This is a genomic window from Actinomadura sp. J1-007 (assembly GCF_009793335.1).
In the GTDB taxonomy this organism is placed as follows: Bacteria; Actinomycetota; Actinomycetes; order Streptosporangiales; family Streptosporangiaceae; genus Spirillospora; species Spirillospora yumaensis.
Map to the genome: position 1 here is coordinate 160423 of NZ_WING01000002.1, position 21383 is coordinate 181805.

Annotated in this window: 22 protein-coding genes and 1 pseudogene; 15 read left to right on the forward strand and 8 right to left on the reverse strand. The window is 73.4% G+C overall.

Annotation, left to right across the window (positions count from 1 at the left end; all coding sequences use genetic code 11):
• The first annotated feature begins 99 nt into the window (after positions 1–99).
• The gene (locus GEV43_RS34740) at positions 100–771 is read left to right on the forward strand and encodes a YdcF family protein (RefSeq protein ID WP_160825039.1); all 672 of its coding nucleotides are present in this window, start codon (positions 100–102) and stop codon (positions 769–771) included.
• 31 nt (positions 772–802) lie between these two features.
• Positions 803–1249 carry a hypothetical protein gene (locus GEV43_RS34745; RefSeq protein ID WP_160825040.1) on the forward strand — a complete coding sequence of 149 codons (447 nt, stop codon included), beginning with the start codon at positions 803–805 and terminating at the stop codon, positions 1247–1249.
• A gap of 171 nt (positions 1250–1420) precedes the next feature.
• Here the strand turns inward: GEV43_RS34745 and GEV43_RS34750 are convergent, their stop codons facing one another.
• The gene (locus GEV43_RS34750) at positions 1421–1618 is read right to left on the reverse strand and encodes a hypothetical protein (RefSeq protein WP_160825041.1); all 198 of its coding nucleotides are present in this window, start codon (positions 1616–1618) and stop codon (positions 1421–1423) included.
• 118 nt (positions 1619–1736) lie between these two features.
• Here GEV43_RS34750 and GEV43_RS34755 point away from each other — a divergent pair, with 118 nt between their 5' ends.
• The 3 genes from GEV43_RS34755 to GEV43_RS34760 all read left to right on the forward strand — a co-directional run bounded on the left by GEV43_RS34755 (position 1737) and on the right by GEV43_RS34760 (position 5023).
• A complete protein-coding gene (locus GEV43_RS34755) occupies positions 1737–3515 on the forward strand; it encodes a molybdopterin-dependent oxidoreductase (RefSeq protein WP_241684142.1) in 1779 nt (592 codons plus the stop codon).
• Positions 3428–3904 (forward strand): molybdopterin dinucleotide binding domain-containing protein, encoded by a 477-nt coding sequence (locus tag GEV43_RS51930; protein ID WP_309240092.1) that lies wholly within the window; start codon positions 3428–3430, stop codon positions 3902–3904. Before GEV43_RS34755 ends, GEV43_RS51930 begins: the two co-directional genes overlap by 88 nt.
• A 153-nt stretch (positions 3905–4057) precedes the next feature.
• A complete protein-coding gene (locus GEV43_RS34760) occupies positions 4058–5023 on the forward strand; it encodes a hypothetical protein (RefSeq protein ID WP_160825042.1) in 966 nt (321 codons plus the stop codon).
• A gap of 542 nt (positions 5024–5565) precedes the next feature.
• On the opposite strand, the gene GEV43_RS34765 is transcribed toward GEV43_RS34760, so the two are convergent.
• Entirely contained in the window at positions 5566–5772 is a 207-nt protein-coding gene (locus GEV43_RS34765) for a DUF5999 family protein (protein ID WP_160825043.1), read from the reverse strand.
• A gap of 127 nt (positions 5773–5899) precedes the next feature.
• Positions 5900–6472, reverse strand: a complete 573-nt coding sequence (locus GEV43_RS47060) for a hypothetical protein (protein ID WP_164717250.1) — start codon at positions 6470–6472, stop codon at positions 5900–5902.
• 370 nt (positions 6473–6842) lie between these two features.
• On the opposite strand from GEV43_RS47060, the gene GEV43_RS34770 reads away from it, so the two are divergent.
• Entirely contained in the window at positions 6843–7124 is a 282-nt protein-coding gene (locus GEV43_RS34770) for a hypothetical protein (protein ID WP_160825044.1), read from the forward strand.
• A 64-nt stretch (positions 7125–7188) separates the two neighbouring features.
• Here the strand turns inward: GEV43_RS34770 and GEV43_RS34775 are convergent, their stop codons facing one another.
• Positions 7189–8004, reverse strand: coding sequence for an SAM-dependent methyltransferase (locus GEV43_RS34775; RefSeq protein WP_160825045.1), 816 nt, complete (start codon positions 8002–8004; stop codon positions 7189–7191).
• Positions 8005–8203: 199 nt separating this feature from the next.
• Between GEV43_RS34775 and GEV43_RS34780 the strand changes: the two genes are divergently transcribed.
• The 5 genes and pseudogenes from GEV43_RS34780 (at position 8204) to GEV43_RS34800 (ending at position 12310) form a co-directional block, all read left to right on the forward strand.
• A complete protein-coding gene (locus tag GEV43_RS34780; RefSeq protein ID WP_160825046.1) occupies positions 8204–8920 on the forward strand; it encodes a DedA family protein in 717 nt (238 codons plus the stop codon).
• Between the two features lie 258 nt (positions 8921–9178).
• Positions 9179–10414, forward strand: coding sequence for a histidine kinase (locus GEV43_RS34785; RefSeq protein ID WP_309240093.1), 1236 nt, complete (start codon positions 9179–9181; stop codon positions 10412–10414).
• A pseudogene (locus tag GEV43_RS34790) lies at positions 10405–11048 on the forward strand (response regulator). The gene GEV43_RS34785 and the pseudogene GEV43_RS34790 overlap by 10 nt, the downstream one beginning before the upstream one ends.
• A 158-nt stretch (positions 11049–11206) precedes the next feature.
• Entirely contained in the window at positions 11207–11728 is a 522-nt protein-coding gene (locus tag GEV43_RS34795; RefSeq protein WP_160825047.1) for a YbaK/EbsC family protein, read from the forward strand.
• Between the two features lie 3 nt (positions 11729–11731).
• Positions 11732–12310 carry an HDIG domain-containing metalloprotein gene (locus GEV43_RS34800; RefSeq protein ID WP_160825048.1) on the forward strand — a complete coding sequence of 193 codons (579 nt, stop codon included), beginning with the start codon at positions 11732–11734 and terminating at the stop codon, positions 12308–12310.
• Between the two features lie 51 nt (positions 12311–12361).
• Here the strand turns inward: GEV43_RS34800 and GEV43_RS34805 are convergent, their stop codons facing one another.
• Both GEV43_RS34805 and GEV43_RS34810 read right to left on the reverse strand, forming a co-directional pair.
• The gene (locus tag GEV43_RS34805; RefSeq protein WP_160825049.1) at positions 12362–13534 is read right to left on the reverse strand and encodes an FAD-binding protein; all 1173 of its coding nucleotides are present in this window, start codon (positions 13532–13534) and stop codon (positions 12362–12364) included.
• Between the two features lie 118 nt (positions 13535–13652).
• Positions 13653–14114, reverse strand: coding sequence for a MarR family winged helix-turn-helix transcriptional regulator (locus tag GEV43_RS34810; protein WP_160825050.1), 462 nt, complete (start codon positions 14112–14114; stop codon positions 13653–13655).
• Positions 14115–14197: 83 nt separating this feature from the next.
• On the opposite strand from GEV43_RS34810, the gene GEV43_RS34815 reads away from it, so the two are divergent.
• Positions 14198–14665, forward strand: coding sequence for a DoxX family protein (locus GEV43_RS34815; protein ID WP_160825051.1), 468 nt, complete (start codon positions 14198–14200; stop codon positions 14663–14665).
• 318 nt (positions 14666–14983) lie between these two features.
• On the forward strand, positions 14984–16408 hold the full coding sequence (locus GEV43_RS34820; RefSeq protein WP_309240094.1) for a trehalose-6-phosphate synthase: 1425 nt from the start codon (positions 14984–14986) through the stop codon (positions 16406–16408).
• Positions 16409–16986: 578 nt separating this feature from the next.
• Here the strand turns inward: GEV43_RS34820 and GEV43_RS34825 are convergent.
• Complete coding sequence (locus tag GEV43_RS34825) at positions 16987–17640, reverse strand: ATP-binding protein (protein WP_160825053.1); 654 nt, start codon at positions 17638–17640, stop codon at positions 16987–16989.
• A gap of 193 nt (positions 17641–17833) precedes the next feature.
• Here GEV43_RS34825 and GEV43_RS34830 point away from each other — a divergent pair, with 193 nt between their 5' ends.
• Both GEV43_RS34830 and GEV43_RS34835 read left to right on the forward strand, forming a co-directional pair.
• The gene (locus GEV43_RS34830) at positions 17834–18064 is read left to right on the forward strand and encodes a DUF397 domain-containing protein (RefSeq protein ID WP_160825054.1); all 231 of its coding nucleotides are present in this window, start codon (positions 17834–17836) and stop codon (positions 18062–18064) included.
• A 59-nt stretch (positions 18065–18123) separates the two neighbouring features.
• Positions 18124–19659: an AMP-binding protein gene (locus GEV43_RS34835; RefSeq protein ID WP_160825055.1), complete on the forward strand. Its 1536-nt coding sequence runs from the start codon at positions 18124–18126 to the stop codon at positions 19657–19659.
• Positions 19660–19817: 158 nt separating this feature from the next.
• On the opposite strand, the gene GEV43_RS34840 is transcribed toward GEV43_RS34835, so the two are convergent.
• Positions 19818–21272 carry a DHA2 family efflux MFS transporter permease subunit gene (locus GEV43_RS34840; RefSeq protein WP_309240095.1) on the reverse strand — a complete coding sequence of 485 codons (1455 nt, stop codon included), beginning with the start codon at positions 21270–21272 and terminating at the stop codon, positions 19818–19820.
• Positions 21273–21383: the final 111 nt, after the last annotated feature.

The window sequence follows — 21383 nt, forward strand, 5'->3', positions numbered from 1 at the left end:
ACGCTACTAGATGGAACGATCCGATGGGAGGGCGACATGCCGCATGCCGGGGAGAGTGATTCCGTGGACTTTCGCCATCCTTGGCGTACGCCGGGGCCGGTGCCGGTGGACGATCGCGTGCGGGCGCTCGCCCGGATCGTCTGGGATCACCTCGTTCTGACGACCCCGCTCGGCCCCGCCGACGCGATCATCGCGCTCGGCTGCCACGACCCGCGCGTCGCGGTGCACGCGGCGCGGATCTGGCACGAGGGCCGGGCGCCGCTGCTGGTCGTCACCGGCGGGCGCGGCAAGATCACCTCGGGGTGGGCGGAGACGGAGGCCCGCGTGTTCGCGCGGGTCGCGCGGGAGCACGGCGTTCCGCCGGACGCGCTGCTGCTGGAGGAGACCGCGGCCAACACCGGCGAGAACATCACCGCGACGCGGCGGCTCCTCGGCGAACGCGGCGTCGCCGTGGCCAGGGGCGTCCTCGTCGCCAAGCCGTACATGACCCGCCGCTCCCTGGCGACGGCGCGCCGCCAGTGGCCGGGCGTGGACTGGCTGGTGTCGGCTCCGGAGATCGGCTACGACTCGTACGCCGGCGAGGAGGACGAGCGCCGGTTCATCGAGCTCATGGTGGGCGACCTCCAGCGCATGCGGGTGTACGCCGAGCGGGGCTTCCAGGCGCCCGACCCCGTTCCGGACGCGGCCTGGGCGGCGTACGAGCAACTCGTCCGGCTCGGGTTCGACGGGCACGTCATCGGGCGTCCCGGAAATGTCGGAGGCGGATCGTAGCGTGGGGGAACACGCCTCAGAGGAGGGCACCATGATCGCGACGAGCGAGCTGGCGCAGGTCCTGTTCACCACGCGCCTCCAGGAGTCCGACCACCCGTCTCCCGGGCGGATCCGGGCCGCCATCGCCGAACGGCTCAGATGCCGCCGCCACCACCCCGCCACGTTCACCGCGTTCGCCGCCCGCGTCGCCCAGGAGGCGGGCGACCACCCCGAGGCGTACGCCGCACGCATGCGCTGGGCCCTCAACGCGGTCTCCCGCGCCTACGCCCTCCCTGCGGCCCCTGATCCCGCCCCTGCCTCGGTTCAGGAGGCCACCCGCCGGCCAGGGGTCCGGCCGACGCCGCTCGGCACGCAGGCCGCCGAGCCGCACGCGGACCGAAGACCCGCCCGCAAGCGTGGGGCGCACTGTCGGACGCGGTCCCGGGCCTCCCAGCGGGGGCAGGTCCGGGCCGCGACGGCTCCCCAGGCGACCACCTGATCGGGGACGGGACGAGCGAGGGCCCGAGGTCGGGAGTGATCTCGGCGCGCGGAAGTGGGCGCGGCCCGCGCGGCGGTGGACGGACCTGCGGGCCGGAGTGATCTCGGCGCGCGGAAGGGAGCGCGAGGCCGTATCCAGCGCCGGGAGGGGAAGCCGGGGCGGGAGGGGGCGTCACTTGCTGGGTTCGGGGGTCTTGCACTTGACCTTCGGGTTGGCGCCCATGTAGTTGAGGGGGCCGGCGACGATGGTGACCGCCGTGGTCGAGACCTTGGCGCAGCCCGGCTTGTCGTCGTCGAAGTAGTGGCGCTGCCCGGCGGCGAGCGTGCCGAGGGCGAGCCAGATGATGAGGACCAAGGTTCCGATGCGCATGGGCGGCCTCCTGCGTCCGTCGGGGGTGTGCGGACGGGGCGACCGCCGCATGGGACGTACCGGCAGGTTTCCCTGAGGCGGCCCTCCTACGCGCGGCGGGATGGGGCACAATCGGCCCATGGGAACGACGCAAGCGTTCACTTACTGCCGGATCTGCGAACCGCTCTGCGGCCTGGAGGCCACCGTCCGCGACGGCGGGCTCCTCCAGATCAGGCCCGATCGGCGGCACCCGCTGTCCAAGGGGTTCGCGTGCCCGAAGGGCATCGCGATGACCGAGGTCCAGAACGACCCCGACCGGGTCGTTCACCCGCTGCGGCGGCGGGCGGACGGATCCGGGTTCGACCGGGTGAGCTGGGACGAGGCGCTGGACGACATCGCCGGGCGCCTCAACGCGATCAGGCGGCGGCACGGAGGGGAGGCGATCGGCTGGTACTTCGGCAATCCCGCCACGTTCTCCTACAGCCACCCGCTGTGGATGAACGGATTCATGGCCGCGCTGGGGTCGCCGCACTTCTACTCGGCGGGCTCGCAGGACACCAACAACCGGTTCGCGGCGAGCGCGCTGCTGTACGGGTCGCCGGTGCTCGTCCCGATCCCCGACCTGAAGCGCACCGACCTGCTCCTGATGCTCGGCGCCAACCCGCACGTCTCGCACGGCAGCCTCATCACCGCGCCGCGCGTCAAGGACGACCTGGCGGCGATCGTCCGGCGCGGCGGACGCGTGATCGTCGGCGATCCGCGGCGGACCGAGACCGCGCGGGCGTACGAGCACCTCCCGGTGCTGCCCGACGGCGACGCCTGGCTGCTGCTGTCGCTGCTGAACGTCCTGTTCGACGAGGAACTGGAGGACCGGGACGCATGCGCCCGGCAGGCCACCGGCGTACGGACGCTGAGACGGCTCGCGGCGGCCTTCCCACCCGAGGAGACCGCCTCGCGCAGCGGCGTCCCGGCGCCGACCGCGCGGGCCCTCGCGCGCGACCTCGCCGCCGCCGAACGAGCCGTCGTCTACGGACGCACGGGCACCTGCCTGGGACGGTACGGGACGCTCACCGCGTTCCTCATCGACGCGGTGACGCTCGTGACCGGCAACCTCGACCGCCCCGGCGGCGGGATCTTCGGCGGCTCACCGATCCGGGTGGACGAAATCCTCCGCCTGTCGGGCCTCGCGACGTACGGCAGGACCCGTTCGCGCGTCGGCGGCTACCCCGACGTGCTCGGCACGTTCCCGGCCGGCGTGATGGCCGAGGAGATCACGACTCCCGGGCCCGGTCGGCTGCGGGCACTGCTGGTGTCGGCGGGGAACCCCGTGTCGTCCCTCCCGGGAAGCGCGGCCGTCGACGCGGCGCTGGACGAACTGGACCTCCTCGTGTGCATCGACCTGTACGTGACCGACACCGGGCGCAAGGCCGACTACGTGCTGCCCGCCACCACGTTCCTCGAACGCGAGGACTTCCCGCTCCCGTTCCTCCAGAACCACCTCACCCGTACGTCACGTGGACCGAGCCCGTCGTCCCGCCGCGCGGCGAGGCCCGCCAGGAATGGGAGATCATCGACGACCTCGCGCGGCGGATGCGGCTCGGCATCGGCGCGTTCGGTCCGCAACGGCTCGCGCACCGCCTCGGCGTCCGCCCGTCGCCGCGCCGCATGGTCGACGCGCTGCTGCGCACCGGACCGTACGGCGACTGGTACGGGCTGCGGCGCGGCGGCCTCAGCCTGCGCGAACTCCGCGAACGCCCGCACGGCGTCGTCCTCGCCGACCACCACCGCACCGGGACGCTGCGGCGCCGGATCCTGCACAAGGACCGGCGCGTGCACCTCGCCCCGCCGGAGATCGTCGCCGAGGTCGAACGGCTCGCCGCCGCGCCCGCCCCGCCGGCCGAGTTCCCGCTGCGCCTGATCGGGATGCGCGAGCTGCGTTCGCACAATTCCTGGATGCACAACGCGCCCGCCCTCATGCGCGGAAAGCGCCGGCACACCGCCCGCGTCAACCCTGAGGACGCGGCGGAGCACGGCCTCCAGGACGGCGCGCTCTGCCGGATCTCGTCCGCGCACGGCTCGATCGACCTGCCCGTCACGGTCACCGACGAGATGACGCCGGGCACGGTCGCCGTCCCGCACGGCTGGGGCCACCAGGGCGGCGGCTGGCGCGGCGCCAACGCCGCAGGCGGCGCCAACGTCAACCTGCTCGCCTCACCCGACCCCGACGACCTCGAACCCCTGGCCGGAATGGCCCACCTCAACGCCGTCCCCATCACCCTCGCACCCCTCCCGCCGGCCCGCCACTGACCCGGCCCCGGCCGCCCCGCTCCCCGCCCCCGCCGCCCGATCGACCGCCGAACCCAACCCCGCGCAGCGCATATCGGCAGCAGACCGGAAATGGGGCTGGAACGGAGGGGCGGGTGGGGGCGTCGGATGGGGATGGCGAGTCGATGGCCGCAGGTGCTCGTTCTCGTGCCTGTGACGGTGGCCCTTGTCGCCGTCGTCGCGTTGCTGGCGAGGGGAGGCGGCGACGAACGCGGGGGTTACGGGACGCCGCCCGCTGAGGAGACGGCGACGCTCAACGCGCGGGCGCGGGCTGTTCTAAACGCGTGGCAGGCGCGCAGTCCGGTTCCTCGGCGTGTGTTCGTGCCGGTCGTCCCGCGTTCCGCGCCTGAGGATCCCTGGACGATCCGGTTCGGGCACGACCCGGATCCGCGGCGTGACGCTGAGATCGAGCGCGCATTGGACGGGGGACGACTGAAGGCGGCGTTCCGGCCGAGTGCGGCGCGTCCGCGCCCGCAGCCGGTCCGGTGGGAGGACGGTGGCATCGCGGACGTGCCGGTGGTCTCGGAGGCCGACGCGCTGAACGCCGTGCTGGACCGCAACTGCCCGACAGCCCGCTGTGACGCGCCGGAAGAGAGGATCGTCGGCGGACGGCTGGAATGGGTGCCCGTACAGACCGCGCACGGGCGGGCGGCCGTTCCCGCGTGGACGTTCCGCTTGGCCGGGACGCCTGTCAGGGTTTCCCGGGTCGCCCCCGTTCCGGCATTGGACCCGGAGCCGCTCAGTCCTCGGTTCCAGCTCGGCGGCGGCTACACGCACGTGGCCAACGGGACGGCGCCGCCCACGCCACCGTTGGTCGAGGAATCCGGAGCGCCCTCGCGAACGCTGACTGTGCACTTCTACGGAAGCGCTCCCGGAACGGGCCCGTGCCAGTCGGAATACCGTGCCACGGCAGTCGAGAACCGTTCCGCGGTAGCCGTGATCGTGCAGTCCCTACCGTGGCGCGGACCGCGCGAGCCCGTCCAGTGCTCGCCCGCACACACAGAGCGCCAACTGACCGTCCACCTGGAAAAGCCCCTCGGCGAACGCGTTCTCCTGGAACTCAGCGACGGCGTCCCGATCCCCGTAACGAGAACGGGCTGAAAGTTGTCCCCGCCGGGCCGTACGGGCACGTCCTGGGGGACGGGCTCGGTTTCCGGGCTGCGGTGCGGATGCTGGTCTGCGCGCCGGGCGGACCTGGAGCGCTGGGACGGCGCGGCGCCCGGGGCCGCATGGCGGCGAGTTCGGCGGCGGCTGCGGGCCAATGGAGGGAGCCTCGGAGCGGCGTCCCGGCGGGGGCGAGCGCCTAGGGGGACGTGCCCGACGATCTGCCGCGTGTTGACCCACCAGGGCGGCGGCGAGCGCCCTGTCGGTTGCGTCCGGCGGGAGGAGTCCGGCGGGACGGGCCTGGAGGAGGGGGACGGACCCACGGGGGTGGGGCTTGTGGTGGGCGTCCGGCGGGGCAGGCTCTGGGAGACGGCTCCGGGGGAGGGGGCTTGGCCGGAGAACACCGGAGAGGAGCCGGAGAGAGGGCGCGGCGAAGGCGTGGGCGGACCCGGCGGGAGGCGGGGCCCAGCCGGGGCGGCGCGGCGGGGCGGGGCGGCGGCCTGGCCCAGCGGCCCGGCGGGGGCGTCCGGGTGGGCGGGTTAGACGGTGGTGGGGCGGTGGGGGGCTACCGCGCGGCCGTCGGGGAGGAGTTCGCCGGTGTCGTCGAAGACGACGATGCCGTTGCAGAGCAGGCTCCAGCCCTGTTCCGGGTGGCTCGCCACGGTGCGGGCGGCCTCCCGGTCGTGGTCCTCCGAGGAGGGGCAGGACGGCTGGTGGACGCAGGCCGGGACACGCTGGTTGATCATGGTACCTCCACGCCCTGTGATTCAGGACATAGTGAAGAGTGCATCCGGTCGGCCGAAATATGCAAGTAGATGGGGATTTCTTTACTTTTCTCGGCCGGGAAAGATCGCTGATTCGCGTCCGGACGCCTCAGTGCAGGAGGCCGCCGCCGGTCTCGTCGCCGTGGTCGACGTCCAGTCCGACGACCGATGTGCAGCCGGTGCAGAGCCACTCCGCGATGACGGCTTCGGGGTCCGTTCCGTGCGTCCGGTAGGGCTGGGCGACCCTGCGGCGGCGCATCCCGTGACCGCAGGACGAGTGCAGCAGGCGGCCGCACTGCGGGCACGGCCAGACGTCCTCGCAGCGCGTCCGGCACTGGGGGCACAGCGGCGAGTCGGCCGGATCGGGGAGCCAGGCGGGGTCCAGCTCGTTGCGCCACTCTTCTTCGAGGTCGAGGTACTCGTCGCCCGGCCAGTGATGGTCGGCGAGCCACGCCAGGTACTCCTCGGCGCCCGGTTCGAGGACGGCGGTCAGGGACTCGGGGTGCTCGGCCGGCGAGGCCGCGGGCCCCGCGGGCGCCGCCTTCGCGCGGGGGCGCCGCGTCCGCGCCGCCGCGCGGTGGCCAGCAGCGCCAGCAGGCCGACGAGCACGGCCGCGGCCAAGCCTGTCGCCGTGGGCATCGCGGGGTCCTTTCATGATCTTGCTGCGAGGATGTCCGATCATGAATTCACTTCACAAAACGCTGCGAACGCTACAAGAAAGGCTCTTAACGGAAAAGTCGATCAGAAAAGAATCTCCGCGTTCGATACGTCGCGCGGGGTGACCGAAACCCGGTGACCTTTGATCCCGAACGACCTCTGTCCTGCGCAATCGGCGTCCGCGGCCCCGCGCGGCGGCCCGGCCGCGCCCCCACCGGGTTTCACTCTCCGCTGAACTCCCGCGCCGGACGCCCCTCCGGGCTATGGCGGCGGCCGGACGGGGGAGCGGTGGAACGGGGACGCTGGATGTTGGGCGGCGTTTCACCCGTACGAAACAGGGGCGACATGTGGGGCTGGCGGAATGAAGGCCGGTGACCCGCCGCACTGGAGGCCCCATGCGCGAGGAGCGCGAGCAGATCGGCCCGCACGAGGAGGTGCCCGCCCGCTTCCGCGGGGCCCGCCTCTACGGGGACGACGAGGACGGGACCGCCTACCTCGCCGAACGCGCCGGCGTCCCGTACCTCATCGTCAGGGCCGCGTCGCGGGAGCAGCCCGCCGTCACCGTCATCGCGTTCACCGACGAACGCGAACGCGCGGCGCACCTCGCCGAGCGCGCCCGCCGCCGGTCCGGAGGCGCCCCGGTCCCGCCGTTCGCGCCCGCGCTCGAACGGGCCTGACCCGCTCCGAGCCCCGTCCGCCCGCCCGCGGAGCCCCGCCCGCGCGGAACGGAACCCGCCGAGGTCAGTCCTTGCGGCCGAGTACGGCGACCATCTGGGTGTGGAGGGGGTGTTCGAGGGGGCCGGCCGGGGCGTTCGGGCGCCATTCGGTGACGTGCGCCACGCCCGGTTCGAGGATCGTCAGGCCGTCCATGAACGACTCGACCACCGAGGAGTGCCGGAAGTACGAGCCGCCGAGGCCCGTCTGGAGGATGCGCTTGGCCTCCTCCACGCGCGGGTCGTCGCCCGAGTCGTGCAGGTGGGTGAGCATGACGTGGCTTCCCGGCGGCAGGAACGGCAGGAGCCCGCGCACCACGGCGGCCGGGTCGCGCTCGTCCGGGACGTGGTGGACGATCGCGGCGAGGACGACCCCGATCGGGCGGTCGAGGTCGAGCAGCCCGGTGAGCGCGGGGTCGCTGAAGATCTTCTCCGGTTCGTACAGGTCGCCCTGGATGAACGTGGCGACGCCCGTCTCGGTCAGCAGGGCGCGGCCGTGGGCGAGGACGATCGGGTCGTTGTCGACGTAGACGACCTTGGACGACGGGTCGGCGGACCTGGCGAACTGGTGCACGTTGCTCGACGTGGGCAGCCCCGAGCCGATGTCCACGAACTGCGTGACGCCGGCCTCGCCCGCCAGCCACGTCACCGCGCGCTCGATCGCCGCGCGGTTGCCGCGCGCGACGACCGGCGCCTCCGGGACCAGGCCCATCACCATGTCGGCGACCTCGCGGTCGACCGCGAAGTTGTCCTTGCCGCCGAGGAAATAGTCGTACACGCGTGCGAAGCTCGGCGTCGAGGCGTCGATGCCTGGTGGGGCGTTGTCCGGAACGTCGTGGGCCACGTGCGCCGCTCCTTGGGTGTCGCCGACGCGGAGCGTCGGACAGCGTCGGGGGACCCAAGGCTAGGGCGGTCCGGCCTGTTTGGTGGGGCTTTTCGGAAGGGGGTGTGGTTTTCCGCAGGTTCGGGGTGCGGTGCGCGGCCGGACGGGTCGGCGGTGCGCTCCATGGTGGCGCGGACGCGCCGTTCGTAGCGTTCCTTCCATGATCCCGACGACCTTCACGACGACGACCGGTGGGACCGAGCCGATCGGCGGCATCGCCGGCTGGGCCACCGACCTCATGGAGAGCATGGGCGCGCCCGGCGCCGGCCTGGCGATCGCGCTGGAGAACCTCTTCCCCCCTCTGCCGAGCGAGGTGATCCTCCCGCTGGCCGGGTTCACCGCCGCGCAGGGGCGGATGAGCCTGGTCGCCGCGCTCGTCTGGACCACGCTCGGCTCGGTCGTCGGCGCCCTCGCGCTGTACGGCGTCGGCGCCGCGATCGGCCGCGACCGAGTCCGCGCGCTGGTGGCGCGGCTGCCGCTGGTCAAGATCGCCGACCTGGACCGTACGGAGGCGTGGTTCGACCGGCACGGCGCCAAGGCCGTGTTCTTCGGCCGCATGATCCCGATCTTCCGCAGCCTGATCTCCGTCCCGGCGGGGCTGGAACGGATGCGGATGACGACGTTCCTGCTGTTCACGACCCTGGGCAGCCTGCTGTGGAACTCCGCGTTCGTCCTCGCCGGGTACGGCCTCGGCGACAACTGGCGCACGGTCGAGGAGTACGTCGGCGTCTACTCCAAGGGTGTCCTCGCGGTGGCGGCCGTCGTGGCCGTCGCCTTCGTGGCCGTACGTATCGTGAAGGCACGGCGCGCCCCGTCCGCCGGGACCCACCGCGCGACGCCACCGACCCGAGACTTCGAACGTGACCGATTCGGCTGACACCACCGCCCACCCGCCCCGCGACCGTCCCCGCCGCGCCCCCGCCGCACCCGACGCCCCTGCTCCCGCAGCCCCCGCGACCGGCGTCCCCGCGCCCGGGGTCCCCACGCCCGCCGCGCCCGGCGCTCCCACGCCCGCCGCACCCGGCGACCCCGCGCCCCCGCACTCGGCGTCCCCGCGCCCGCCGCCCCCGCACCCCCCACCCCTGGCGCCCCCGCGCCCGCCGCACCCGCCGAGCGCGGGCGGTGGGTGGTTCGGGTGGTGTGGCGGGCGGGGCTGGGGCTGGCGGGCGGCACGGTCACGGCGGCCGTCGAGCTGGTGCTGCTGGCCCTGGCGGCGCTGCTCATGGCGTACGCGCTCGCGTTCTCGCGGGGGCAGCGGGCCATGCCGGAGATCGTCGCGGCGGGCGCGCGTGCGCTGACCGAGCTGGAACGCCGCCGCCTCGCCCGCTTCCTCGGCGAACGGGCCGAGGCGGAGTACGGTCCGCTGCGCGCGCTCGCCTACCTCGTGCTGAGGGTCCCGGTGGGGCTGCTCGGCGGCCTGATCATGCTGCTGATCCTGTACGGCGCGGCGACGGGCGTCCGGCTCGCGGTGAGCTGGTGGATCACCCGCGACTACATGGACGGCATCCCGCCCGCCTGGTGGATCGTCCTCTACACCGCCGTCGCCGGGACGGTCCTGGCGTTCGTCGCGGTCCAGGGCCTGGTCGGCGTCGTCGCCCTCGAACGCCGGGTGGCGCGGCGCTGCCTCGGCCCGAGCCCCCTCGCCGAGTACGAGCGGCGGATCGCGCAGCTCGCGGTGTCGCGCGCGGAGGTGGTGGACGCCGTGGACGACGAGCGCCGCCGCATCGAACGCGACCTGCACGACGGCGTCCAGCAGCGGCTGGTCGCCCTCGGCATGCTGATCGGCCGCGCCCGCCGCGCGGGGGACGGGGAACGGGCCCGCGACCTCCTGCGGCAGGCGCACGAGGAGTCGCGGAACGTCCTGGAGGACCTGCGGGAGGTGACCTGGCGGGTCTACCCGGCGGCGCTCGACGGGGAGGGCCTGCGCGCGGCGCTGGAGACCGTCGCCGAACGGTCCCCGCTGCCGGTCACGATCGAGTACGGCCTCGACGCGCGCCCGCCGCACGCCCTGGAGATCGCCGCGTACTTCGTGGTCTGCGAGGCGGTCACGAACGCCGCCAAGCACTCCGGCGCGACCCGCGTCCACGTCCGCGTGCGCGAGCTCGACCGGTCCGCGCCGGCGCCCGGACCCGCGTCGGGCCCCGGGCACGCGGGCCCGGACGGGCACGGGCCCGGCGGGCGGCGGGGGAGCGGCGGCCGCGAGAGGATGGTCAGCGTGCGGATCGAGGACGACGGCGACGGGGGAGCCGATCCCTCCGGGGGCGGACTGGCCGGGCTGGCGCGGCGCGCGGCGGCGCTGGACGGCACGCTGACCGTGCACAGCCCGCCGGGCGGGCCCACGGTGATCGACGCGGAGCTGCCGTGCGGGTGATCCTGGCGGAGGACTCGACGCTCCTGCGGGAGGGCCTCGTCCGGCTGCTCGCGGAGGAGGGCCACGAGGTCCTGGCGGCGGTCGGCGACGGCGACGCGCTGCTGGAGGAGGTCGAGCGGTGTCCCCCGACGTGGTCGTGGTGGACGTCCGGATGCCGCCGACGCACACCGACGAGGGACTGCGGGCGGCGCTGGAGATCCGGCGGCGCCGGCCGGGCGTCGGCGTCCTCGTCCTGTCGCAGTACGTGGAGAAGCGGTACGCGACCGAGCTGATCACCGCCGACACCGCCGGGGTCGGCTACCTGCTGAAGGACCGGGTCGCGCAGGTGGACGAGTTCCTCGACGCCCTCGACCGGGTGGGCGCGGGCGGCGCCGCGTTCGATCCGGAGGTCGTCCGCCGGCTCCTCGCGCGCTCCCCGCACGCCGACCCGCTGAGCCGCCTCACGCCGCGCGAGCGCGACGTCCTCGGCCACATGGCGGAGGGCCACACCAACGCGGCGACGGCCGCGCACCTGCACATCTCGCGGAGCGCCGTCGAGAAGCACGTCAACGCGATCTTCGACAAGCTCGACCTGTCGCACGCCCCCGGCTACAGCCGCCGCGTCCTCGCCGTCCTCCGCTACCTGGGCGCCTGACCCCGCCACCCCGGCCCGCCGGGAACCGCGGCGCGCGCGGCCGCCCGGCGGGCGACGCGCGGGGGCGGGCGGCATCATGATCGTGGGCGTGGCAGGGTGGGCCCCGGGCGGCTGCGGCGGCCCGGGACGCGGAACGACGACGCGAAGGGGAGAGACGGATGGTCGGCAGTCTGGAATGGGGTCCCGCGGCGGAACGGGCGGACCTGCTCGCCGGGCCGGTCGCGGCGGCCCTCGGGACGGCGCCGGACGCGCGGGTCGCGGAGATCGACCCCGAGCTGGCCGACACCGCCGCGTTCTGCGAGCGGTACGGCGTCCCGCTGGAGGCCAGCGCCAACTGCGTGATCGTCGCGGCCAAGCGCGGCGGCGAGGTGTCGTACGCGGCCTGTATGGTCCTCGCCACGGACCGCGCCGACGTGAACGGCGTCGTCCGCAAGCACCTGGGCGCGCGCAAGGCGTCGTTCGCGCCGATGGCCGAGGCGACGGAGCTGACCGGGATGGAGTACGGCGGCATCACGCCCGTCGGCCTGCCCGCCGGATGGCCCGTCCTCGTGGACGAGGCCGTCGTCGCGGCCGGGGACGTGGTGGTCGGCAGCGGCCTGCGCAGGTCGAAGCTGCTGCTGGCCGGGAAGACGCTGGCGGCGCTGCCGGACGCCGAGGTCGTCGCGCTCGCGCAGCGCTGACCCGTGCGCTCCCGAGCGCTCCGCGGCGCGCTGACCGACCCGGGGCTCCGCCCGCTGCCCGAGCGCGCCGTCCGGCTGCTGGAGGACGTGGGCGCGCCGCCGCGCCTCGCCGCGCACCTGCGCGCCGTCCACGACGTCGCCGCCGAGATCGTGGCCTGGGTGGACGAGCGGTACCCGGCCGTCGGCGCCGACGCCGACGCGGTGCTGTTCGGGGCGGCGACGCACGACATCGGCAAGGCGCGGCACGCCGCCGAGCTGTCGGGGCCCGGCTCCGAGCACGAGGGGGCCGGGTACGCGCTGCTGCGCGAGCACGGCGTGGAGGAGCGGCTGGCCCGGTTCGCGCGCACGCACGCGTCGTGGAACGGACCGGACGTCGGCATCGACGACCTGCTCGTCTCCCTCGCAGACAAGGTCTGGAAGGCCAAGCGCGTGGACGACCTGGAGCGCCTCGTCGTCGGCCGTCTCGCCGCCGCGTCGGGGGAGGAGCCCTGGGAGGCGTTCATGGCCCTGGACGACCTCTGCGACCGCCTGGCCGCCGGAGCCGACGACCGCCTGGCGTTCCAGAACGCCTACCCCACCTGAACCCCGCGCCCCACCGCCCCGAGTTGGATGGAACGCAGTGGGCCGCCGGGGTCAGGCGGCTGGGTACGGGCCGCCGCCGAAGGCGCGGGCGCGGTGCAGCAGCGCATCGTTAGCGGCGGCCATCTCCCGATGCGTACGGCAGCCAGGGGACGCGGTGCGCAACATGCTGAACAGCACCGGATCGTCCGGCGCGCGCAGCATCGGCACCCCGCCGCCGACGAACGCCTTGACCAGAACGACGCCGCTCAGCCCCACGTCCACGGCCGCCGTCTCGTCCAGCGTGCGGGTGATGACTTCCGCCGCGTGCGCGCGCGGGAGGAGCACCATCCCCCACGGGTGCGGACGGGCCCATTCGCCGAGCGCGACGAGTTCCTCCACGTCCGGACGCATCCGGTCGGCGAACGCCAGGAACGGCAGCTCCTCCACCTCCTCGACGTCCGCGAGAACGAGCCCGTCCGGCGTCCGCGCCCCGCCGTACACGGTCGCGGTCAACTCGAACCGCCATCCGCCCACGCGTTCGGGCTTGGCCTGTCCGGAGAGGTCATCGGCCGTCACGTGCCGCAGCGCGTCCAGCAGCCGCGCGGCGTCCGGATACGTCACGCGGTACGAACGCACGGACTCCGGCGCCCGGACGAGCGGGAGCGTCGCCCGCGTGATGATCCCGTGCGCGTCCGTCCCGGCCGCCCGCACGGCGTCGAACAGGTCCGGTCGCACGTCCGGCGAGCACGTCACGGCCTCGCCCGCGCGGGTCACGACATCGAGCGCGAGGACGCCGGCCGCCTGCGTCCCGTACACGTGCGAGGTTCCGCCGACGCCGCCCGCGACGAGGGTCCCGCCGACGGTGAGGTCCAGGTAGTCGGTGAGGACGGGCGGCGTCAGCCCGTACGGCAGGGTCGCCTCCAGCACCTCGCGCCACGTCGCCCCGGCGTCCACGACCAGGCGGCCGTCGCGGACCTCCCGAACGGACGCCAGCCCGCGCAGGTCCAGCGCCGTTCCGCCGGTGAGCGACCGCCCGTCCGTCGAGTGCCCGCAGCCGCGCGCGACGAGGTCCAGGCCGTTCGCCGCCGCCTCGCGCACGGCCTCCGCGACCTCCCGCGCCGAACCCGGGCGAACGACCGCGCGCGGCGTCCGCCGTACCACACCGCCGAAGTCGCCGAAGTCGCCGACCGCCCCGGCCCCGCCCAAGGTCCGGCCCAACGTCCCGTCGCCGTTCGAGCCGCGCATCGTGCCATCGTGCCACCGAGATCACCCGCCCGGCACGCTGGACGGCCCGGACCGCTCGGACCGCGCAGACCGCGCAGACCGCTCGGAGCGCTCGGACCGCTCGGACCGCTCGGACCGGTCAGCGGCTGCGGAGGCGGTCGGCCACGCGGGTGAGGGCTCCGCCGAGCACGTCGAGCTCCTCCGGCGTCAGGACGTCGATGAGGCTCTCGCGCACGACGCGCCGGTGGCCCGGACGGACCTTCTCCAGCGCGGCGCGGCCCTCGTCCGTCAGCTCCGCCCACACCGAGCGCCGGTCGCTCTCGCACGCCGTCCGCCGGACGAGTCCCGCGCGTTCGAGCTGCGTCACCTGGTAGGTCAGGCGGCTCTTGGAGACCATCGCCTCGCGCGCCAGGTCCGACATCCTCAGCCGCCCGTCGGGCGCCATGGCCAGGCGGACCAGCACCTCGAAGTCGCCGTGCGAGAGCCCGCCGTCGGCCTTGAGCTGGTGCTCGATCTCGTGGTCCAGCAGATGCGCCGCGGCCAGGAACCCCATCCAGGCCCGCAGCTCCCGGGGTCCCAGGGCATCGGGGTCGTCGCTCATCGCCCCAGTTTAGTTTGGTTTTGAACCAAAGGCTGTTAGCGTGGAGGTAGTTAAGATTTGAACGACTTACGAGAGGACGTGCCATGCTCCCCGCCCGCCGGTTCCCCTACCTGCCCGACGCGGGCCTGCTGCTCGGCAGGCTCGCCCTCGGCGTGATCTTCGTCGCGCACGGGTGGCAGAAGCTGACCGACGTCGGGCACTCCGGCGTCACCAAGATGTTCGAGGGGATGGACATCCCGTTCCCCGCGCTGTCGGCCACCTACGCCACGTGGGTCGAGCTCGTCGGCGGGATCGCCCTGATCCTCGGCGTCGTCGTCCCCGTCGCCGGGATCCTGCTCGCCCTCGACATGGCCGGCGCGCTCTGGTTCGCGCACATCGACCACGGCCTGTTCGCCGACAAGGGCGGCTACGAGCTGGTCCTCATCCTCGGCGCCGCGTCCCTGCTCCTCGCCTTCACGGGCGCCGGACGCCTCTCCCTCGACTCCGTCCTGTGGGACCGGCGGACGGACGCCCGTTCCGCCGACGGCTCCCGCACCGCCGTGGACGCCTGACCCGCCACCCGTCGTCCCGTCCCGTCCGGCGCACGCCCGTGACCCGAGCCCGGACGGGACGGGACGGGGCGGAACGGGCGGCACGGTCCGGCGGCGAACGGTCCGCGCGGCCCATCCCTGACCGGCCACGCGCCTTCCGAGCCGTCCGCCGCGCCCCGCGCGGTACCGCACCGAAGCCCTATGGCCAGGGAGGTGCGCGGAGTAGGCCCGCCTGCCGGTACCCCGACACACGCCGTTAACGTCACAATGACAAGATGTTCCAGATGACCGTTTCTGGGCATGTGATCGTCAACGGTTTCCTGGGAAGGCGGGTCTGTGGTGTCGCGCGGCAGTGAGTTCGTGGTGGTGGCCAACCGGTTGCCGGTCGACCGGATCGAGGGCGAGGACGGCGAGCCGGCGTGGCGGCGCAGCCCCGGCGGCCTCGTCAGCGCGATCGCACCGCTGATGCGGCGGCGCGAGGGCACCTGGATCGGCTGGGCCGGCGCGCCCGACGAGGTCCTGGAGCCGTTCGAGGAGGACGGCATGCACCTGGTGCCCGTCCAGCAGACGGCCGAGGAGGTCGAGCTCTACTACGAGGGCTTCTCCAACGCCACGCTGTGGCCGCTGTACCACGACGTCGTCGCGCACCCCGTCTACGACCGCGCGATGTGGGACGCCTACGTCCGCGTCAACGAGCGGTTCGCGGAGGCCACCGCGAAGGTCGCCGCGCAGGACGCCATGGTGTGGGTGCAGGACTACCAGCTCCAGCTCGTCCCGGCGATGCTCCGGCGGCTGCGCCCCGACCTGCGGATCGGGTTCTTCCTGCACATCCCGTTCCCGCCGCTGGAGCTGTTCTGGCAGCTCCCGTGGCGCCGCCAGATCCTCGAAGGGCTGCTGGGCGCCGACCTGGTCGGCTTCCAGCTCCAGGGCGCCGCGCAGAACTTCGTCCGGCTGTGCCGCCGCCTCCTCGAAGCCCGCTACAACCGGCAGGACGTGTTCTGGGGCGACCGCGTCGTCCGCGCCCGCTCGTTCCCCATCTCGGTGGACGTGCACGAGCTGAACGACCTGGTCAACCGGCCCGACGTGCGCGAGCGCGCCGAGGAGATCCGCACCGACCTCGGCGACGCGACCATCTGCCTCGGCGTGGACCGGCTCGACTACACCAAGGGCATCGCGCAGCGGCTCCAGGCGTTCGGCGAGCTGTTCGAGGACGGGCACCTCAAGCCGGGGCAGGCCGTGTTCGTGCAGATCGCCACCCCGAGCCGCGAACGCGTCGAGCAGTACCAGCTCCTGCGCGAGGAGATCGAGCAGCAGGTCGGCCGGATCAACGGCGAGTACGGCGAGATCGGCTTCCCGGTCGTCCACTACATGCACAGCTCGTACGACCGCGCCGAGCTGGCCGCGCTCTACCTCGCCGCCGACGTCATGGTCGTCACGCCGCTGCGGGACGGCATGAACCTCGTCGCCAAGGAGTACGTCGCGTGCCGCGGCGACCTGCGCGGCGCGCTCGTCCTCAGCGAGTTCGCCGGCGCGGCCGGGGAGCTCAAGCGCGGCGCGTTCCAGGTCAACCCGTACGACATCGACGGCCTCAAGGACACTCTCCTCGCCGCCCTGAACGCCGGTCCGCCCGAGCAGGCCCGCCGGATGCGCGCCATGCGCCGCCGCGTGACCGAGCACGACGTCGACCGCTGGGCCCACGACTTCCTCAGCGAGCTCGAACGCCCCGCCCAGCCGGCCGAGCAGCCCCCCGCCACCCTCCAGTAACCCCCGCGCCGGCTTCCCGGACGGCGCGGACGTCCCGGACCGCCCGGGACGCTGTCCGCGAACAATTCCGCTCGGAACGGCCCCGCGTGCTTCCGGTCCGCGGCTCCCGTCCGCCCTTCGTGCGGCCCTGAGCGCCGGCTGAGCGGACGGACGCCCGTGACCCCGTGGTCAGGACGGCGTGTCCGGCCGAGGCGCTCTGGTGCCCTCTGAGCCGCTCTGGGGTGTTCTGTCCCGGCGGTGGTCGCTGCTCCACCGCTCCGCACCGCCCGGACCGATCCGCGTGCGCGCGTGGGGTGTCGCGCGTGCGGGCGGGGCGTGGTGCGCGTGAACGTCGCGCGCGGCCGTTGTGCCTGCGGACGTTGCGCGCGCGGGTGTTGTGGCGCGCCTGGACGGGGCCGGGGTCAGCCCGTCGCGTTCGGGAGCGGCGCGTACGTCTGTCGGCGCTCGCCGCGTCGGTCGCTCCCCGCGTTCGGACGCTCGCTCGTCGAGGCGCCTGCTTCGTCGGCCGTCCGGCGCCGGGCGTCCGGCGCTGGGCGTCCGATGTCCGGCGGCTTGTCTCGTTGTTCGGGTGGCCGCGGTCAGGCGGTCGCGGCGTCGTCGTCCGGGGGGATGGCGAGGTCGAACGCGCCCCAGACGGCCTTGCCGCCGGTGGCGAGGCGGGCCCAGCCCCACGCGTCGCTGACGGCGCCGACGACGAGGAGGCCGCGGCCGCCCTCGCCGAAGCGCTCCGGGTCCTGCGCGATCGGCTCGGGCGTGCGGGCGCCGGGGTCGGTGACGACGATCACCAGGCGCCGCGGGTGGCCGAGCAGGACGAGCTGGATCGGGCTCACGGGCAGCGGCTGGGGCAGGTCTTTCAGTCCGTGGCGCAAGGCATTGGTCACCAGTTCGGAGACCGCGATGACGACGTCCCCGGTCTCCGGACCGTCGCCGAGGCCCCACCCGCGGAGCGTGTCGCCGGCGAAGTCGCGGGCGGACTTCGGCGCGGTGATCTCGGCGGGGAGGACGCACCGCGCGGTGCGGGGCGTGCCCGCGTGCGGGACGGGCCAGAAGCCCGCGAGGCCGGGCGAGGGCACCGGGGCGGCCGTGGCCACCGGGGCGTTCGCGTGGGCGCCGTGCGAGGGCGCCGCGCGGTGGGCGTCCTGCCAGGGCGCGTGATCGGCCATCGCGGTGCGCGGACGGCGCCCGTGCGTGGCGGCTGGCGCCGCGATGTCGTCTGCCTGGTCAACGATCATTGTCAAACCCCAGAGGCGTGCGGGTCGGTCACCGGCGAGCGTTCGCTATCTTGCTCCCCAAGTCGTGCAGATGCAAGACCGTCTGCACTCACAGATGCAAGAACGAATGCACGTGCATCTCGTACCATTGTGTGGGGTGGGGCGAGATCGCGGCCTCCCGATGGGGAGGCGGAGACGCCTTGAGGGGGCAAAGATGGACGGCGACGGGCTGACGGACTTCTGGCGACAGGAGCTCGTATGGCAGAAGAGCCGACGGAGCAACCCGTCCGGCAACTGCGTCGAGATGGCCGAACTCCCCACCGGGGAGATCGCGGTCCGCAACTCCCGGTACCCCGACGGTCCGGTTCTCGTCTACACGCGTGAGGAGGTCGAGGCCTTCGTGGGCGGCGCCAAGGACGGCGACTTCGATCACATGCTCGTCTGATCCGCCGGTAAACCGAACGGCATTTCATTTCGTCGTCCGGCCCGGTACCGTGCGGTGGCATGCACCTGGGGCAGATCGCCGCGCAGACGCCCGACAAGCCCGCCGTGATCATGGCGGGCTCCGGCCGGGTCGTCACCTACCGGGAACTGAACGATGAGGCCAACCGGCTCGCGCAACTCCTCCGCGCCGAGGGTCTGCGCCCCGGGGACCACATCGCGTTCATGCTGGAGAACCACCCGCTCTACCTGGCCATCGCCTGGGCCGCCCAGAGGTCCGGGCTCTACTACACGGCCGTCAGCTCCCGGCTCCAACCCGAAGAGCTGGCCTACATCGTGGGAAACTGCGAGGCCCGGGCCTTCATCGCCGGAAAGTCGGTGGAGGCCGCGGCCCAGGCCGCTCCGGACGTGCCGCTGCGCCTCATGCTCGGCGGCACGGCCCCGGGGTTCGACTCCTACGAGGAACGCGTCGCCGCGTACCCCGCCGAGCCCGTCCCCGACGAGGTCGAGGGCATGGACATGCTCTACTCGTCCGGCACCACCGGCCGCCCGAAGGGCGTGAAGCCGCCGCTGCCGCTCGTCCCGATGGGCACCGAGGGGCCGCTGTTCAAGCTGATCACGCTGCTGTTCCGGCCGGACGGCGACTCGGTCTACCTGTCGCCCGCGCCGCTCTACCACGCGGCGCCGCTGCGCTACTGCCTCAACTTCCAGCGGGCCGGCGCGACCGTGGTCGTGATGGAGAGGTTCGACCCCGAGGGCGCGCTCGCCGCGATCGAGAGGTACGGCGTCACGCACAGCCAGTGGGTGCCGACCATGTTCATCCGGATGCTGAAGCTGCCGGACGAGGTCCGCTCCCGCTACGACACCTCCAGCCTGCGGTGCGCCGTGCACGCCGCCGCGCCCTGCCCCGTTCCGGTGAAGGAGCGGATGATCGAGTGGTGGGGGCCGATCCTGCACGAGTACTACGCGGGCACCGAGGGCAACTGCTTCGTCTACGCCGGGTCGGACGACTGGCTCGCGCACAAGGGCACCGTCGGGCGTCCGCTGCTCGGCGAGATCCACGTCTGCGACGAGGACGGCAACGAGCTGCCGCCCGGCGAGGCCGGCGCGCTCTACTTCGGCGGCGGGCCCACGTTCGAGTACCACGGCGACGCGGAGAAGACCGCAGCGTCCCGCGACCCGTGGGGGCGCGGCTGGTCGACGCTCGGCGACGTCGGATACGTCGACGCCGACGGCTTCCTCTACCTCACCGACCGCCGCTCGTACATGATCATCAGCGGCGGGGTGAACATCTACCCGCAGGAGGCGGAGAACGTCCTGGCCGTCCACCCGAAGGTCGCCGACGTCGCGGTCTTCGGCGTCCCGGACGCGGAGATGGGCGAGGCGGTCAAGGCCGTCGTCCAGCCCGCCGACCCCGAGGAGGCGGGACCGGCGCTGGAGGCCGAGCTGATCGCGTACTGCCGCGAGCACCTCGCCCACTACAAGTGCCCGCGCACGGTCGACTTCCGCGCCGAACTGCCGCGGCACCCGACGGGGAAGCTCTACAAACGGCTGCTGAAGGACGAGTACTGGAAGGACCAGAGCCCCACGCCCGCGTGATGGACGCACGGACGCCCGGAGGGCGTGGCGCGCAGCGCGGACGGGCCGGAGCGGCGGAGATCCGGCGTCCGGCGCCGTTGGACGCCGAAGCCCCGGCCGAGGCTCCGAAGAGCCCTGGCCGGGGCTTCGACCGGTCTCCCGGTGCGGTCCGTGCCGTTCTAGTGCATCGGCATGGGCGCGTCGGTCGCCGGGGTGTCCGGCTTCTTGCGCGGCAGCAGCAGCGCCGGCAGGAACGCCAGGAGCAGCGCCGCGGCCGCGTACCAGTAGGTGTGCTGGAACGCGTCGGCCATCGGGCCGGCGATCTTCTTCATGACCTCCGGCGGGACGGCCTCGGCCGACCCGACGCTGCTGCCGCCCCCGCCGAGGTTGGACGAGAGCTGGTTGGCCAGCAGCACCGAGATCATCGCGGTGCCGATGGACGCCGAGACCTGCTGGATGATGTTGAGCATCGTGCTGGCGCGCGGCACCTCGTCGTGCACCAGCGTCTGGATGGCCGCGGCCATGGTGGGCATCATCGTCATGCCCATGCCGAGGCCCATCACGAACAGCGTGCCGCCGAGCACCCAGTACGAGGTGTCGGCCGCCAGCAGGGAGGCGAAGCCGCCCATCGACAGCACGACCACGACCAGGCCGACCAAGACGACCCGGCCGGGGCCCATCTTGTCGGTGAGCCGCCCGCCGATCGGCATCGTGATCATCGCGCCGAGGCCCTGCGGGGCCAGCAGCAGGCCGGAGGCGAGGGCGCTCTCGCCGCGCACCGTCTGGTAGTAGAGCGGCATGAGCAGCATGGCGCCCATGAACGCGGCCATGAACAGCAGCATCGTGCCCGACGCCGCGGCCACCGACTTGCGCTTGAGCAGGCGCAGGTCGATCAGCGGGTTGGCGGCCTTCAGCGCGCGGAACACGAACGCGATGACCAGCACCGCGCCGATGAGCGTGGGGACGAGCCCCTCGGGCTTGGTGAAGTCCTTCATCTCGGCGCCCTTGGCCAGGCCGTAGATCAGCGTGGCGAGACCGGGCGACAGCAGGAGCAGGCCGAGCACGTCGAGCCGCTCGCCGCGCTTCGGCGCGTCCGGCTTGAGGATCCGGACCGCCATGACCAGGGCGATGATGCCGATCGGCAGGTTGATGAAGAAGATCCAGCGCCAGGACACGTCGTCGACCAGGTAGCCGCCGAGGATCGGGCCGAGGATCGGGCCGAGCAGCATCGGGATGCCGACGACGCTCATCACCTGGCCGACCCGCTGCGGCCCGGCCGCCTGGGTCAGGATCGTCATGCCGGCCGGCATGATCATGCCGCCGCCGAGGCCCTGGAGGACCCGGAAGGCGATCAGGGACTCGGCCGACCAGGCGAGGCCGGCCAGCATCGAGCCGAGGACGAACAGCACGATGGAGATGATGTAGAGGCGCTTGGTGCCGAACCGGGCCGCGGCCCAGCCGGTGATCGGGATCACCGTGGCCAGCGCCAGCGTGTAGCCCGTCGCGACCCACTGGATCGTCGACAGCGGAGTCTCGAACTCCTTGGCGAGGTCATTGATGGCGACATTGACGACGGTCACGTCCAGGATGGACATGATCGCGCCGAGCACGACGACCATGGCCACCGCGAGCACGCCGCGATCAAGACCTCCACCAGGGGACGGTGCCTCCAGTGGGCCGTCCTTCGTCTGCGGAGACGCGGGAGCGGTCAACTCACTCTTCCAATCGGTAGGGGCCCACGCCCG

Bases quoted from the DNA above. Each gene is read 5' to 3' on its own strand.
- GEV43_RS34810 (WP_160825050.1), bottom strand. From the start codon at position 14,114: ATGAGCGACGACCCCGATGCCCTGGGACCCCGGGAGCTGCGGGCCTGG.
- GEV43_RS34815 (WP_160825051.1), top strand. From the start codon at position 14,198: ATGCTCCCCGCCCGCCGGTTCCCCTACCTGCCCGACGCGGGCCTGCTG.
- GEV43_RS34770 (WP_160825044.1), top strand. From the start codon at position 6,843: ATGCGCGAGGAGCGCGAGCAGATCGGCCCGCACGAGGAGGTGCCCGCC.
- GEV43_RS34745 (WP_160825040.1), top strand. From the start codon at position 803: ATGATCGCGACGAGCGAGCTGGCGCAGGTCCTGTTCACCACGCGCCTC.
- GEV43_RS34750 (WP_160825041.1), bottom strand. From the start codon at position 1,618: ATGCGCATCGGAACCTTGGTCCTCATCATCTGGCTCGCCCTCGGCACG.
- GEV43_RS34755 (WP_241684142.1), top strand. From the start codon at position 1,737: ATGGGAACGACGCAAGCGTTCACTTACTGCCGGATCTGCGAACCGCTC.
- GEV43_RS34835 (WP_160825055.1), top strand. From the start codon at position 18,124: ATGCACCTGGGGCAGATCGCCGCGCAGACGCCCGACAAGCCCGCCGTG.
- GEV43_RS34805 (WP_160825049.1), bottom strand. From the start codon at position 13,534: ATGCGCGGCTCGAACGGCGACGGGACGTTGGGCCGGACCTTGGGCGGG.
- GEV43_RS34795 (WP_160825047.1), top strand. From the start codon at position 11,207: ATGGTCGGCAGTCTGGAATGGGGTCCCGCGGCGGAACGGGCGGACCTG.
- GEV43_RS34780 (WP_160825046.1), top strand. From the start codon at position 8,204: ATGATCCCGACGACCTTCACGACGACGACCGGTGGGACCGAGCCGATC.
- GEV43_RS34830 (WP_160825054.1), top strand. From the start codon at position 17,834: ATGGACGGCGACGGGCTGACGGACTTCTGGCGACAGGAGCTCGTATGG.
- GEV43_RS47060 (WP_164717250.1), bottom strand. From the start codon at position 6,472: ATGATCGGACATCCTCGCAGCAAGATCATGAAAGGACCCCGCGATGCC.
- GEV43_RS34825 (WP_160825053.1), bottom strand. From the start codon at position 17,640: ATGATCGTTGACCAGGCAGACGACATCGCGGCGCCAGCCGCCACGCAC.
- GEV43_RS34765 (WP_160825043.1), bottom strand. From the start codon at position 5,772: ATGATCAACCAGCGTGTCCCGGCCTGCGTCCACCAGCCGTCCTGCCCC.